Genomic DNA, 14378 nt, shown 5'->3' on the forward strand with positions numbered 1-14378 from the left:
GGTGCCGCCGAGCCCGGAGCGGGCGGGCAGTGCCCGGGACCCGTCCCGGGCCGGCGCCGGGGTGTCGAGGAGCGGGGTCAGGCGCTGGCCGGGACCGGCTGTGACTCCGAGCCGGACTCCAGGGCGATACGGGGCGGCGCGGGCAGCTCCCGGGTCACCGGCCGCCGCGGTCCCACCTCGGGCGTGGCAGGCGTGGTGAACCGGCGGCGGATGCGGCCGCCGGTGACCGATTCGATGATCATCCGGCCGAGAATGAGCACGATCATGCTCGCCCAGCCGACCGAGAGCCAGGTCGGCGCCGGGTCGGCCATCACCAGGACACCGACGACGATGGCGGTGGTGTTCAGCAGCAACAGGGCGACCAGCGGCATGACGGCCCACAGCGACCGCGCGTTGTCGCCGCCGGCGTTGGTGGCCTTCCATTTCGCCGGCCGGCCGAGCAGCACGCCGGCCAGCGCTCGCAGGTGCACGGGGACCGCACCGATGCTGGCCACGATCGCGGACAGCTTGAACCCGCCTGACTGCAACCAGGTGACCAGCAGCACGGCAGCCTGGAACGGCAGGTAGTGGGTGGCCCAGGCGAAGCCGTCGGCGCGGATCGGGCTCAGCGCGAAGAGCAGGTAGAGCGACGGGAACAGCATGAAGGTCAGCATTGCCAGGGACAGCAGGTAATGCGTGCCGCAGAAGAGGTACTGCAGGCGCTGGTCGATGGTGAGGCCGCTGCCGCGTTTGAGCAGCCGGCCGCGGAGCAGTACCTCGAAGCCGCCACTGGCCCACCGCATCTGCTGCTTGAGGTAGGACGGGACGTCCTCCGGGGCGAGGCCGCGGGCCAGCACCTGCGGCACGTAGATCGACTTCCATCCGTCCTTGTGCAGCTCGATCGAGGTCCAGATGTCCTCGGAGTTGCTGCCCGTCCAGATGCCGCCGATGCCGTCCAGGGCCGCCCGCCGGAACATGACGTTCGTCCCGACGCAGAACGCGGCGTTGAAGTGGTTCTTGCCGGGGCAGACCAGCTCGTAGAAGATGCGCTGGGCCTCGCCGGATCCGGTGGCGACCAGGTTGACGTTGTTGGTGTACGACTGCGGGGACTGCACGAACGCGACATCCGGGTCCTGGAAGTGCGGCAGGATGCTGAGCAGGAAATTGCGTTCGGGCACGTGGTCGGCGTCGAAGATGACGACGAACTCGCCGTCGGTGCGGGCCAGCCCGGCGTTGACGTTGCCGGCCTTGGCGTGGGCCCCGCCCGGCCGCCGCAGATATCCGACCCCGGCCTCTCCAGCGATTCGCTGCAATGCGTCGCTGTCGCCGTCGTCGAGCAGGAAGGTGCGGTGCGGCAGGTCCATGTCGCGGGCGGCGAGGACGGTGGCCCGCACCATTGCGGGATCCTCCCCGTAAGCGGTGATGAACACGTCGATGGATGGCACCTCGGCGCCGGCCCGCAGCCGGTTGCGCCAGACGACGACATCCACCGGCTCGGGCTGGTCGTCGTGGGCCAGGATGGTCCACCAGGTGCCGATCAGGTGCAGCGCGGTCAGGCCCTCGGCCGCCAGCATGGCGATCCACAGCCAGGTGGGTCCGCGGTACGCCGGGTTGAGCAGGAACAGCTGGTAGAAGACGGTCGCGGCGAGCGCGGCGATGATCGCGACGCGGGTCGAGCGCTGCAGCTTCCGCCAGGCCAGGCGGGTGCCCGGCCTGGCCGAAGGTACGGGCGGTGCCGTCATGAATGCTCCCAGATCTTCGGCATCCAGCACCGTGGATTCGGTGCCGTCACCTACAGAACCGCAAAAGTCGTCGATTCGCGAGTGCTGGCGCCGATTAATCTGGTGTCAATGTTTCCAGGCTGTAGATTTTTCATTGCGGCCTTGTCGCCGGATTTAATCGATCAATTCCCGCACCCTTCCGAGCTGCGGTTAATCCGTGGCCCCGGTTAAAAGAAAGTATCTTCTTGGAAACTATTCGATCGACCGATAAGTTGATCAGTGAGCGACGTTACATCCCGCGGGAAACGGAAAGCGAGGCCCGCGAAACGTCCTGGGAATGAGGCGGCGCCCATCCTGAAACATGTGACGCCACTAGCCACGGCGGGCGGCGAGGAAGCGGGCCGCGGCACCGGTCAGGGTGATCGCGGCTCCGGCGATCAGCAGCCAGAGTACGGCCGGCCCGGTGGTCGGCAGCGTCTCCGAGGAGAGCTTCGGGGCCGCCCGCACGTCGAGGCGCCGGACCAGCGCGTTGCCGAACTTGTCGACACCCGAGGCGACGATCGAGTGCGTTCCGACCGGCACCCCGGTCGGGATGGTCACCGTCAGGCTGATCTCGCCCGCCGCGTCCGCGGTCGCCATGCCCAGCTCCAGCGGGTCGGAGTAGAGCGTCACCGTGACCGTGGAGAACGGGGCGTACCCCTTGCCCTTGATCGTCACCGTGCCGCCGGGCGCCACCGTGTTGCTGGTGCCGGCCGGCGTGGTGAGCGGCTTGTCAGTGACGGGCACGGTGCTGGGGATCGCCGGCGTGGCCGGGGTGACCGCGTTCGACGCCGCGGACGCCGCCGACTCGCCGCCCTTGCCGAGCGCGACGACCGTCACCGTGTAGGAGGTGCCCGCGGCGGCGCCGATCACGCAGCTGGTGCCGCTGGAGGTGCAGGTGCCGGGGCCGGGTTCGGCCATGGCGCGGTATCGGGCGACACCGGAGGCGTCGGCGGGCGGGCTCCAGGAGACGACGATCGACGAGATGCCGGCCTCGGCGGTGACGCCACCGGGGGAGGGCGGGGGAGCGGCCGGCTCGGACGGGCTCGGGGTGGCGGACGGGGCCGGGCTCGGGCTGGTCACCGAGGGTGCCGGGGACGGCGTGGTGACCGATGGGCTCGGCGAGGCGCTGGCCGAAGGTGATGGGCTGGCCGAGGGTGATGGGCTGGCCGAGGCGCTGGCTGAAGGCGTGATGCTGGGCGACGGCGATGGGCTGGCCGAAGGCGATGGGCTGGCCGGGGCGCTGGCTGAAGGCGTGATGCTGGGCGACGGCGATGGGCTGGCCGAGGCGCTGGCCGAGGGCGTGATGCTGGGCGACGGCGATGGGCTCGCTGAGGCGCTGGCTGAAGGCGGGACGCCGGGCGAAGCGGTGGAAGCCGACGGAGCCGGCGAGACGGCGGTGACCGAGGGGGTCGGCGAAGCGCTCGTGACCGAGGGTGTCGGTGTGGGTGACGGCGCGCTCGTGACCGAGGGTGTCGGTGTGGGCGACGGCGCGCTCGTGACCGAGGGTGTCGGTGTGGGCGACGGCGCGCTCGTAACCGACGGTGTGGGCGATGGAGCGGGTGTGGGCGACGGCGTGGTCGGCCCAGGGGACGGCGACGGCGTCACCGACGGCGAATCCGCCGTGATGCTGGGCGAGGGCTCCGGCGACTCCGGTGACGGCTCCGCGGCCGGCGATTCGGCGGACGGCTCAGGAGTCGGCTCCTCCGTCGCGGACGGCTCCTCGGAAGGCTCGGGCAGAGCCGCCTCGGCGGACGGTGTCACCGTGGTGGACGCCCATCCGCCGGCGCCCGTCGAGTTGCGGGCCCGCACCCGCACCGTCACCTCGACGTCATTGGCCAGCCCGGTCAGGGTGGCGACCAGGTTCTCGCCGTCCTCCGACGACCGCTCGTCCAGCGTCGTCCAGTCGCCGCCGTCGATGCTGTACTCGTACGACGTGATCGGGTCGCCACCGTCCTGCGGTGCGTCGAAGGACAGCAGCGCCTCCTCGTTCCCCGGGTCCGCCTGGAGATATCCCATGGTGTCCGGCGGGTATTTCAGCACCAGGGTCTGCGGTTCGCTCGGATCCCCTTCACCGGCCGAGTTCACCGCGTGGATCCGGATGGAATAGGTCGCGCCCTCTTCCAGCCAGTTGATCTCTCCCCGCAAGGTCGTCGCGTCGTCACCTGTCGGTTCGACCGGCATCTGGTACCAGTCGTCGCCATCGGTGGACGCCTCGTACCAGTCGATGGCACTTCCACCGGTGTCCGCCGGCGGCTCGAAGACCACGGTCGCGGTGCTGTAGCCCTCCATCCGGTTGCGCGTGATCGTCACGTCGGTCGGGGCGAGCGGCGTTCCGATCGCCATGGCGGTGATGGCATCCGACGCCGCCCCGGTACCCACCTCGTTCACGGCGCGGAGCCGCAGCGGGTAGGCCACCCGCGAGGTCAGCCCGCTCAGGTAGCCCTCCCAGGCGCTCTGGTCGTCCTCGGTCGGCCATCCGTTGAGCCTCTGCCAGGTCTCGCCGTCGTCGACGGAGTAGTCGTAGGAGGTGACGAAGGAGCCGCCGTTGTCCGCCGGCGCCGCGAAGGTGAGGTGGGCGCCGTTCACGAGCGGCGTCGTGACCAGGCCGGTCGGCGCGCCGGGGACGGTCGCCGGATAGGCCCAGTCGCCGGCCGAGTCACCGGGACCCCGGCTGTTCACCGCGCGCAGACCCAGCCAGTAACTCTGCCCGTTGGTCAGACCGGTCACGTCGAGCTGCAACCGGCCGTTGTCGCCGGCGGAGGAGACCGACGCCCGGCTCCACGATCCTTCGACAGCCACCTGGTAGTAGTCGATGGCGGCGCCGCCGTCACTCGCGGGTGGAGTGAACTCCAGATGCGCACCCCGGTTCCCGCGCGTGGCGGTCACGCCGGTCGGCGCATCGGGAACGGTCGCCGGCGTCACGTCGTCGGTGATCGCCGCACCGCCGCCCACGACGTTCACGGCCCGCAGCGACACCGTGTACGGCGTTCCGTTCTCCAGCGAGGACACGTCGACCTGCAAGGCGCCGTCGTCGGCCGGCGAGGGAGCCACCGAATCCCAGTTTCCATCGTCGATCTTCACCTCGTAGTGATCGATCGGCGAGCCGCCGTCGTCCTCGGGTGCGGTGAACACCAGGTGCGCACTCCGGTCCAGCGGCGTGGCGGTCAGGCCGGCCGGTGCGCCCGGCAGGCCCGGCACCGGGGTGACGTCGATGGATTGCGGCACGCTCCATCCGGCCGCGTTGACCGCCCGCACCCAGAACGTCAGCGGATAGCCGTTCGGCAGGCCGGTGATCGTCGCGGTCACGTCGTCGCCCGCCGGTGTCGTCGGGAGCGTGGTCCAGGTGTTGCCGTCCCGCGCCACCTCCCACCTGAGGATCGGGCTGCCGCCGTCGTCTCCCGGGGTGATGACGAGCGTCACCTGCCCGTTGCCGGGCTCGGCCGACACCACCGGATCGCCGGGAGAGGTCGGCTCGTGCGGGGTGACCGGGTCCGACGGCGCGCTGGCCGCGGACTGCCCGAGGTCGTTCGTCCCAGTGTTCGTCGCGGTCACCGTGACCGTGTACGACTCGTCGTTGGTCAGTCCGGAGATGGTGCAGGACACCTCGGCCGAGGTGCAGGTGTGGTCGGTCCCGACCGCCCGGGCCGTGTACCGGGTGACCGCGTGCGACCGGTTCGCGTCACTGGCGGTCCAGCTCACCTCGACGGCCTCGTCGCGGGCCACCGCCGTGACCGAGGCCGGCGGCAGCGGCACGGTCCAGTTGTCGACCGCGACGGGCGTGGTGAGCCCGGTGATCGATGCCACGTCCAGCGCCTCGTCTCCGGCGATCCGGGACACCGTGCCGAGATCCGGGTCCGACGCCCACACGTTGTCGTGCGCGTCGACGGCCACCCCACCCACGCTCCCGCTGGGTTGGGCCACCACCGTACGTACTCCGCCCGAGGTCACCTTCTCGTACTCACCCCGCCCCGGCGCCGCGATGTACACGTTCCCGGCGCTGTCGACGTCGAGAGCCGTCGTCTGCCCGCCGGAGATGAACGGGGTGCCCACCACGGACGCCGAGCCGTCGTCGAGCCGATGCAGCGTCGTCCGGGCGGTGTCGGCGTGGTAGTCGGCGACGAACACGACACCGTCCGGCGCGACCGCGACACCCCGCGGGCTCACCAGCCCGGGAATCACGACCGGCGTCCCGTCCCCGTCCCCGTCGAACTCATAGAGCTGGTCGTCGGTGACGTACACATGCCCGCCGGTGCGATCGACGTCGATGCCGTTCGGATCGGTCAGCAGCCCGGCGCCCCACTCGTCGGTGCCGCCGTCCGGCGCGATCCGCACCACCCGGGCCGGGGAGCCGACGAGCGCGTACACGTAACCGCCGTCACCGACCGCCACGTCCCGCGCCGGTCCGACGTCGGGCAGCCGGGTGAGGTCGCCGTCCGGCCGGATCCGCCAGATCGCCCCGTCCGCGTCCACCGTGTAGGTGAGCAGCCCCGCGACCGCGTCCACGGTCACCGAGGCCGACGCCCGGGTCATCCCCACCAGGACGCACAGCCCGGTGACCAGAAGGACCAGGATCCCCGCCGCGTGACGACGCAGCCTCTCCACCGACATGCCGTTCCACTCCCCGCGTTCCCCGGCGCGCGACGTCGCCGTCCCGCCCGGAAACCGCAGGTCACACGGATCGTCGGCGACTGCCCGACCCCACTATCTCCGGAGCAGCCGACTCGTCGCTGAGAACCGGGAAAATCAGTCGCTGGTGGTCTCGGCGAGGCGCGGGAGCCGGTCGCGACGGGATAGGTTCGTCCCATGAGCGACTGGAATACCAAAATCATCGAGGAGTTCCGGGCCAACGGGGGCCGGGTCGGCGGCCCGTTCGAGGGGGCGCCGATGGTGCTGGTGCACAACCGCGGCCGCAAGACCGGGCGTGAGCTGGTCATCCCGCTGATGTACCTGCCGCACGAGACCGATCAGGACGTCATCTACATCTTCGCGTCCAAGGCCGGCGCCCCGGAGCACCCCGACTGGTACTACAACCTGATCACGGCCGGCAAGGGCGCCGCCGAGGTCGGGACCGAAACCTACGACGTCACCGTCCGTGAGATCACCGGCGACGAGCGCGACCGCATCTACGCCGAGCAGGCCCGCCGATACCCCGGCTTCGCCGAGTACGAGCAGAAGACCGCCGGCATCCGCACCATCCCGGTCCTCGAACTGACCCGCGCCTGACAACCCCGGCCCGCTGAAGGCGCGCTCCGGCTCACGACCGCCGATTTCCGGTACGCCCGGAGCGCGCCCACGCGTCCGCGACCACGGTGAACTCCGTCCTGACCCGGGAACGGCAGCGGAAGCACCGGAAAGGGTGAAGCCGGAGCAACCCCGTTCGAGGGACTCTTCGGGCCGTGATGCGCTTGTCCGGTGCCGAGAGTGATCATGTCGATGGCGGTTGCCGCGATGCTGGCGGCGCCGGCCTTCGCCGAGCCGGTCCAGGCGACACCGGTGGTTCAGATCCTGCAGATGAGTGCGGGCGGCGCCCACACCTGCGTACTCGCCGACGACACCAATACCTACTGCTGGGGCAGCGACGACCTCGGCCGGTTGGGTGACGGCGCCGTGACGGAGCAGCCGTTCTTCGGCCCGGCGCAGGTCGACGTACCGGCCGGGGTGACCTTCACCCAGCTGGCCGCGGGTGGGCCGCACAACTGCGCGCTGGGCGACGACAGCCAGGCGTATTGCTGGGGCTACGGCCTCCAGGGGCAGTTGGGTACCGGCGATCGGGAGGACCGGGTGAGCCCGGCGCCGGTGAACACGCCGGCCGGGGTGACCTTCACCCAGCTCGCCGCGGGCAGCGTTCTCACCTGTGGCCTGGCCCGCGACGGCAGTGCCTACTGCTGGGGCCCGCCCTACACTCTCGGCGCCGACTCCCCGACCGAGTTCGGGCCGCTGCGGGTGGCCTCGCCGTCCGGGGTCTTCTTCACCCAGGTCACCGCGGGTTCTGACAATGCATGCGGGCTGACCGGTGATGGCACGGCCTACTGCTGGGGTGGCAACTACAAAGGGCAACTCGGCGACGGCAGCACCCTGGGGCGGACGGCACCGGTGCCGGTGGCCATGCCGGCCGGGGTGACCTTCACTCAGCTCGACACCAACGGCGGCCACAGCTGTGGGCTGACCGCCTCCGGCACGGCGTACTGCTGGGGCGACAACGCGAGTGGTCAGCTGGGCGTGGGCGACACCACCAACCGGCTGGCTCCGGCGCCGGTAGCCATGCCGGCCGGGGTGAGATTCACCGCGGTGAAGGCGGGTGGATACCACACGTGCGGGCTGACCGGCGACGGCGAGATCTACTGCTGGGGTGCCGGCGGCGCGATCGGATCCGGCGACATGGCGAGCCGGTCGACGCCGTTTCCGGTAGCCGCCCCGGCGGGGGTGACGTTCACGCAACTTACCGTCGGATGGCGACACACCTGTGCGCTGGGCGACGACCGCCGTGGCTACTGCTGGGGCCTCGGCAGCTACGGCCGGCTCGGCAACGGAGGGGACCACGATTCGCTGATCCCGGCGAAGACGCTACCGATCGGGACGAAACCGGCCGACCCGCAACCGCCGATCGACGTCACCGCGACCGCGGGTGACCGGAAGATCACGGTCTCCTGGGCCGCGCCGGATCTCGGCGACGGCCCGCTGATCAACTACCGCGTGTCCGTCTCGCCCGGCGACCGTGGCTGTACCAGCATGACCACCCTGACCTGCACGGTCGACGGGTTGTACAACGGCACCGCGTACACCGTCACCGTGGTTGCCGAGACCACCATCGGGACCTCCGCGCCCAGCCAGGCACTCGCCGCGGTGACTCCCGACCCCGTCGCGGACGACAGCGGACCCGTCGTCACCGTCACGCCCGGCGATCGGGCACTGGTCCGCAGCGTACATTTCAGCACGACCGTCACTGCCACCGATCCGGCCGGGATCAGCCGATCGTTCCTGGCCGGCCCGGACGGCGCCGGGTCGCCTGCCTCGTACACCCGCGGCACCGTGCTCTCCGGCGCCGACGGCGCCCGGACCGTCACCTGGATCGTGGTGGACAACCGGGGCAACCGGACCACCACGTCGCGCACCGTGATTGTCGACAACACCCCGCCGGCCGTGGCATTCGGCGCGGCGCCCAAGGCCGGCGCCAAACTTGCCCGGGCCACCACGCTCACCGCCACCGCGAGCGACCGCAACGGCATCGCCCGGGTCGAACTGCTGGTCAACGGCAAACCGGTCGCTGCCGCCACCCGAGCCGGGTACACCTTCACCCTGAACCCCGCCAAGTACGGCACCCGGTTCACCGTGCAGCTGCGGGCCTACGACCGCGCCGGCAACGTCCGGTCCACCAGCAGGCGCACCTACCGGCGCTGAGTCGCGCAGCAGATCCGCCGCGCCGCGCCGCGGCGTCCGGGTCAGCCGTGCGGGTCGTGCAGCGAGGTCGGGGAGAGCAGTGACGCGTCGATGGCCGAGCGGCGGGCGATGCCGGCGAGCAGGTCGGCGACCTGGACCCGGGGGTCGTCGCGGGAGTCGACCATCACCAGGCCGGCCAGTGGGGAGATGCCGTTGCCGGTCAGGGCGCTCTGGAGGCGGGTCAGGCGGTCGGCGGTCAGGGCGCTCTGCTCGTCGTGGAAGACCAGGACGCGGCGTTCGCCGCGGCTCCAGAACAGGACCGTCTCGGCCAGGGCCGGCAGCATCGGCTCCAGCGGCGGCGGGATGGATCGGTCGTCCTCGTCCAGGCGGAGCATGATCGTCCGGACCGCTTCCGGGCGCAGGGCGGTGAGGACCGGGTCGCCGCGCAGGCCGTTGTCCAGCAACCTGTCGCGGGCCTCGAGGAAGCGGTCCGCGACCTGCGGATCCGGTTGTCGCCGGCGGGTGCGGACCAGGTCGACGAAGGCGGACAGGAAGCCGTCCCAGGTGGCGCCCGCCGAGCGCCCGGCCCGGTACAGCGCGAGCGCCGCGGCCCGCTGCTCCCCGGACAGGCTGGTGCCGGCGACATAGGACGGCTCGCCGAGCAGCAGGTCCACCACCCGGGTGACCAGGAATAACTCCTTGTCGATCACGTGCACCAGGGCGCGCCCGGCGACCGCGGACAGCAACCAGTCGAGGGCCGTGCCCTGCCGCAGCACCTTGCCGGACTTCAGCTCGTGCGGGGCGAACCGGAACCCGGACCGCAGCGCGCCGATCAGCTCGACCGCCTCGCCGACGCTCAGGTCGACGCTCGCGTGGGTGATCACCGGGGCGCCGGAGTGCAGCAGGTTCGTGCCGGAGAAGCCGGACTCGTCGCACGCGATCTCGACCACGGCGCCGGTCACCGCGTGCGCGGGCGGCAGCCCACCCTGCAACGGCGATCTCATCCCGACATACTTGGCCGGGCACCGGGGTCTGACAACTCAATTGCGGTTGGGAAACAGCCCGGACATCCGTTTGTCGAGCAGTTCCGGCCCGGCCAGACCGGCGAACAGGTTTGGCAGCAGGGCCACCAGCCCGGTCCATCCGGTCTGGTGCGCGGCGCCCAGTCCGGCGCCGTTGTCGCCGTGGAAATACTCGGAGAACGTGATCAGATCCCGCCAATGGCCGGTGGCGAAGATGTCCTGTCCGCCGTGACACGGCCGGTGTCCGCCGGCGTCCGGCATGAAGATGCCGGTCAATCGGTCGGCGAGGTCGCGGGCCACCTCGAACAGCGTCATCCGCCGTCCGGAACCGGTCGGGCACTCGACGGTGAAGTCGTCGCCGTATCCGACGTACAGGTTCAGCAGCGACCGGATGATGAGCATGTTGACCGGGAACCAGATCGGGCCGCGCCAGTTCGAGTTCCCGCCGAACATCCCGCTGTCCGACTCGGCCGGCAGATAGGACACCCGGAAAACCTCGTCGCCGACCGGGAACGTGAAAGCGTGGTGCAGGTGCCAGCGGGACAGGGACCTTATTCCGTACGGGCTGAGGAACTCCTCCTCGTCCAGCATCCGGGCCAGGATCCGCCGCAGCCGCTCCTCGTCGAAGAACGCCAGCAGATGCTCCCCGTCCTGCTCACCGCTCCGGCCCCGGGTCACCACCGAGCTGATGCTGGGATGCCGCGAGACGAAGTCCCACGCGTCGTCGAGCAGCCGCGGGAACCGGGCGACCAGCGCCGGGTCGTACACCGTGGCGGCGGCCAGCGGCAGCAACCCGACCATCGAGCGGATCCGCAGCCGGCGGGTGTCGCCGTTCGGCAGCCGCAGCAGGTCGTAGAAGAACCCGTCCTCGTCGTCCCACAAGGTCGCCGTGCTCGACTTGCGGTTCACCGCCACCGCGATCCAGGCGAAATGCTCGAAGTACGCCTGTGCCTGCTCGACGTAGATCGGATCGCGCACCGACAGTTCGAGGGCGATCTGGAGCATGCTCTGGCAGTACAGCGCCATCCACGCCGTCCCGTCGGCCTGGTCGATCGTGCCGCCGGTCGGTAACGCCGCGCTGCTGCGGTCGAACACCCCGATGTTGTCCAGGCCGAGGAAGCCGCCCTGGAAGACGTTGTTGCCGTCGGCGTCCTTGCGGTTGACCCACCAGCTGAAGTTGCGGGCCAGCTGGTGGAACACGCCTTCCAGCCAGCCGTGGTCGCCCTGCCCGGTGCGCGCCTTCTCCAGCTCGTAGACCAGGTGCGCGGCCCACGCGTGCACCGGTGGATTGACGTCGCCGAAGTTCCACTCGTACGCCGGGATCTGCCCGTTGGGGTGCAGGTATCGGCGGCTCAGCAGCAGGCTCAGCTGACTTTTGGCGAGTTCCATGTCGACCATGCCGAGCGCCACCGCCTGGAATCCGAGGTCCCAGGCGGCGAACCACGGGTACTCCCATTTGTCCGGCATCGAGATGACGTCGTGGCAGATCATGTGGAACCACTCGCCGTTGCGGGTCGGCCCGGCCTCCAGGGGATCCTTGCCGTGCCCGGTCAGCCAGCGCTCCACGTCGTAGCCGAAGTACTGCTTGCTCCACAGCAGGCCGGCGAGGGCCTGCCGGGCCACCTGGCGTTGCGGGTCGCTCAGCTCCGGGGCGAGCACCTTCCGGTAGAACTCGTCGGCCTCGTCCCGCCGGGTGTTCACGACACGGTCGAAGTCGACCTCGTCGGCGGTCGAACTCAGGCGGACCCGGACCACGGCGGAACCACCGGCGGCGATGCGCAGCGTGTAGTCGGCGGCGACCTTCGTTCCGGTCTCCGCCGGATTGACCGCGCTCTTCTCGCCGTGCACCACGTAACGGTCGATGGCGTCCTTCACGAACGCGCTGCCGTTCGGTCGTCCGAAGACCCGCTCGGTGTTCGTCTCGTTCTCGGTGAACAGCAGATCGGGGGTGCCGAGGCAGGTCAGCCGGCGGGTGCCGAGCCTCTCGTGGACGGCCTCGACCGTGGTCGTGCCGATCCGGCGCAGTGCGGGCCTGGGCTCGGGGCGGTCCCAGGACCAGATGTTGCGGAACCACAGCGTGGGCAGGACCCGCAGGGTGGCCGCCTCGGGACCGCGGTTGTGCACGGTGATCCGTGCCAGGATGTCCTCCGGGGACGCCTTCGCGTATTCGATCTCCACATCGAAGTACCGGTCCTCGGCGAAGATGCCGGTGTCGAGCAGCTCGTACTCGAACTGGGTCCGGTCGCGGTTGCGGTTGGTGGTGACCAGGTCCTCGTACGGAAAAGCGCGTTGCGGGTATTTGTAGACCATCCGCATGTACGAGTGGGTCGGGGTCCCGTCGACGTAGAAGTAGTACTCCTTGACGTCCTCGCCGTGATTCCCCTCCTGATTGGTCAGGCCGAAGAAGCGCTCCTTGAGGATCGGGTCGTGCCCGTTCCACAGCGAGACGGCCAGGCACAGCCACTGCTGGTCGTCACAGAATCCGGCGATCCCGTCCTCGCCCCAGCGGTACGCCCGCGACCGCGCCATGTCGTGACTCAGGTAGTCCCACGCGTCCCCGCCCGGGCTGTAGTCCTCCCGGACCGTGCCCCACTGCCGGTCACTGACATAGGGCCCCCACCGCCGCCACGGCACGGCGGCGGTGTCGGCCTCCCGAAGGCGTCGCTGCTCGGCGCCGAAGCTCTCAGCCATGCCCCTCAGCGTGCGCCGCCGGGGAGATCAGTAGGGCGTGCTCGTCTGTCCGATGCGATACTGCCGGATGCCGCGCCGAGAGGTATCTGCGACATATCTCTCGGCGCGGCCGGCGTGCTCAGTAGGCGCCGAAGGTGTCGTGCGTGATGTAGGTGCCGGTCGGCGGAGTGATCGTGGTCCGGTTCTGGAAGCTCTTCTCCCAGCGGGCGACGGTGCCGTTCGGGTTCTTCACGATGTACTGGAACTCGACGTAGGTGTTGGGCGGCAGCGCGGCGCCACCGGTCCAGACCGGGAAGGTGGAGCTGGTGGTGCTGAGCGGGACGGCCCGGCTGGTGTCCCAGTTGCCGAGCGCCGGGATGCTGCCGACCACGTAGACGTTCTGGCCCCAGCTGGTGAAGTCCGCGGTGACGTTGAAGGTGGCGGCGATCGGCGTGACCTCGGCGGCGCCGGCGGTCACCGGGGCCGCGGCGGCGGTGACCGGGGCGGCCAGGGCCGGGCCGGTGATCCCGAGGACGCCGGCGACGAGCCCGGCGGCGACCAGGCCGGCGCGGGCGGCGATGCGGTTCTGCATGGTGTCTCTCCTGTAAGGTAACCTGCCAGAAACTGCAATCCTTGGAAGATCTTGCAGCTCGCGATTCGGTGTCGCGAGGCGGGCTCCCTCCACAGTGGCCACGTGCCCGGTGCCGGTCAAGGCGTTACCAAAAGCTGTGAGCTGCGTCTACGGTTCACCGCAGTGTCACAGTCTCTTGCTAAAGGCGTACGAAAAATGACGTCTTTTAACGCAAGATGTTGCAGCCGGATCGGCAGCGTAACGGCGGTCAGGGCGGGCATAACCAGTGCATGAGGCCCGGCGTGGGCGACGACCTGGCCGCCGCGTTCAGTGAGCTGGCCCGGTCGCTGCAGAGCGAACAGGACGAGCGGCACACCCTGGAAGCGATCACCGCGGCCGCGGTGGACACCGTGCCCGGAGCCCGGTACGCCGGGCTCATGGTGGTCGAGCACCGTGGGGACGTCGACATCCGCGCGGTCACCGACGAGGTGGTCCGGCAGATCGACCAGGCACAGCACGACACCGGGCAGGGGCCCGGCCGCCAGGCGATCCGCGAGCAGCGGATCGTGCGGCTGCCCGACACGGCGGCCGACGAGCGGTGGCCGGAGTTCTGCCGCCGGGCCGCGGCCCTGGGCATCCGCAGCCTGCTGTCATTCCCGCTCTACGTGGCGGACGACACCCTCGGCGCCCTCAACCTGTATGCCCCCGAGCCGGACGCCTTCGGCGACGAGTCCGAGCACGTGGGCCGGCTGTTCGCCGCGCACGCCGCGGTCGCCCTGTCCGGGGTGCGCCAGCAGGAGCGGTGCGGGCACACCATCGAGGTGCGTGACCTGATCGGGCAGGCCAAGGGCATCCTGATGGAGCGCTACTCGACCGACGCCGACCGGGCCTTCGACCTGCTGGTCCAGGTCAGCCTGCGGACCGGCACCAAGCTCATCGACGTGGTCCGGCACCTCACCGACACCGGCGAGCTGCGCCCCGACACGCCGGTCTGAC

General features: G+C 70.4%; 8 protein-coding genes. 3 read left to right on the top strand and 5 right to left on the bottom strand.

Annotation, left to right across the window (positions count from 1 at the left end):
- Nucleotides 1-77 precede the first annotated feature (77 nt).
- Complete coding sequence (locus Aiant_RS39290; RefSeq protein ID WP_189334911.1) at nt 78-1721, bottom strand: glycosyltransferase family 2 protein; 1644 nt, start codon at nt 1719-1721, stop codon at nt 78-80.
- A 351-nt stretch (nt 1722-2072) separates the two neighbouring features.
- On the bottom strand, nt 2073-6350 hold the full coding sequence (locus Aiant_RS46755) for a fibronectin type III domain-containing protein (protein WP_189334910.1): 4278 nt from the start codon (nt 6348-6350) through the stop codon (nt 2073-2075).
- A gap of 195 nt (nt 6351-6545) precedes the next feature.
- Here Aiant_RS46755 and Aiant_RS39300 point away from each other — a divergent pair, with 195 nt between their 5' ends.
- Nucleotides 6546-6965: a nitroreductase/quinone reductase family protein gene (locus Aiant_RS39300; RefSeq protein WP_189334909.1), complete on the top strand. Its 420-nt coding sequence runs from the start codon at nt 6546-6548 to the stop codon at nt 6963-6965.
- Between the two features lie 189 nt (nt 6966-7154).
- The gene (locus Aiant_RS39305; RefSeq protein ID WP_189334908.1) at nt 7155-9140 is read left to right on the top strand and encodes an RCC1 domain-containing protein; all 1986 of its coding nucleotides are present in this window, start codon (nt 7155-7157) and stop codon (nt 9138-9140) included.
- Nucleotides 9141-9181: 41 nt separating this feature from the next.
- Here Aiant_RS39305 and Aiant_RS39310 read toward each other — a convergent pair whose 3' ends face one another.
- From Aiant_RS39310 to Aiant_RS39320, 3 genes are all read right to left on the bottom strand, one after another.
- Nucleotides 9182-10123, bottom strand: coding sequence for a hypothetical protein (locus tag Aiant_RS39310; protein WP_189334907.1), 942 nt, complete (start codon nt 10121-10123; stop codon nt 9182-9184).
- Between the two features lie 36 nt (nt 10124-10159).
- Complete coding sequence (locus Aiant_RS39315; RefSeq protein ID WP_189334906.1) at nt 10160-12832, bottom strand: MGH1-like glycoside hydrolase domain-containing protein; 2673 nt, start codon at nt 12830-12832, stop codon at nt 10160-10162.
- Nucleotides 12833-12950: 118 nt separating this feature from the next.
- Complete coding sequence (locus Aiant_RS39320; protein WP_189334905.1) at nt 12951-13403, bottom strand: carbohydrate-binding module family 20 domain-containing protein; 453 nt, start codon at nt 13401-13403, stop codon at nt 12951-12953.
- A gap of 269 nt (nt 13404-13672) precedes the next feature.
- Here Aiant_RS39320 and Aiant_RS39325 point away from each other — a divergent pair, with 269 nt between their 5' ends.
- Nucleotides 13673-14377, top strand: a complete 705-nt coding sequence (locus tag Aiant_RS39325; protein ID WP_189334904.1) for a GAF and ANTAR domain-containing protein — start codon at nt 13673-13675, stop codon at nt 14375-14377.
- Nucleotide 14378: the final 1 nt, after the last annotated feature.

Source organism: Actinoplanes ianthinogenes (genome assembly GCF_018324205.1).
Lineage (GTDB): Bacteria > Actinomycetota > Actinomycetes > Mycobacteriales > Micromonosporaceae > Actinoplanes > Actinoplanes ianthinogenes.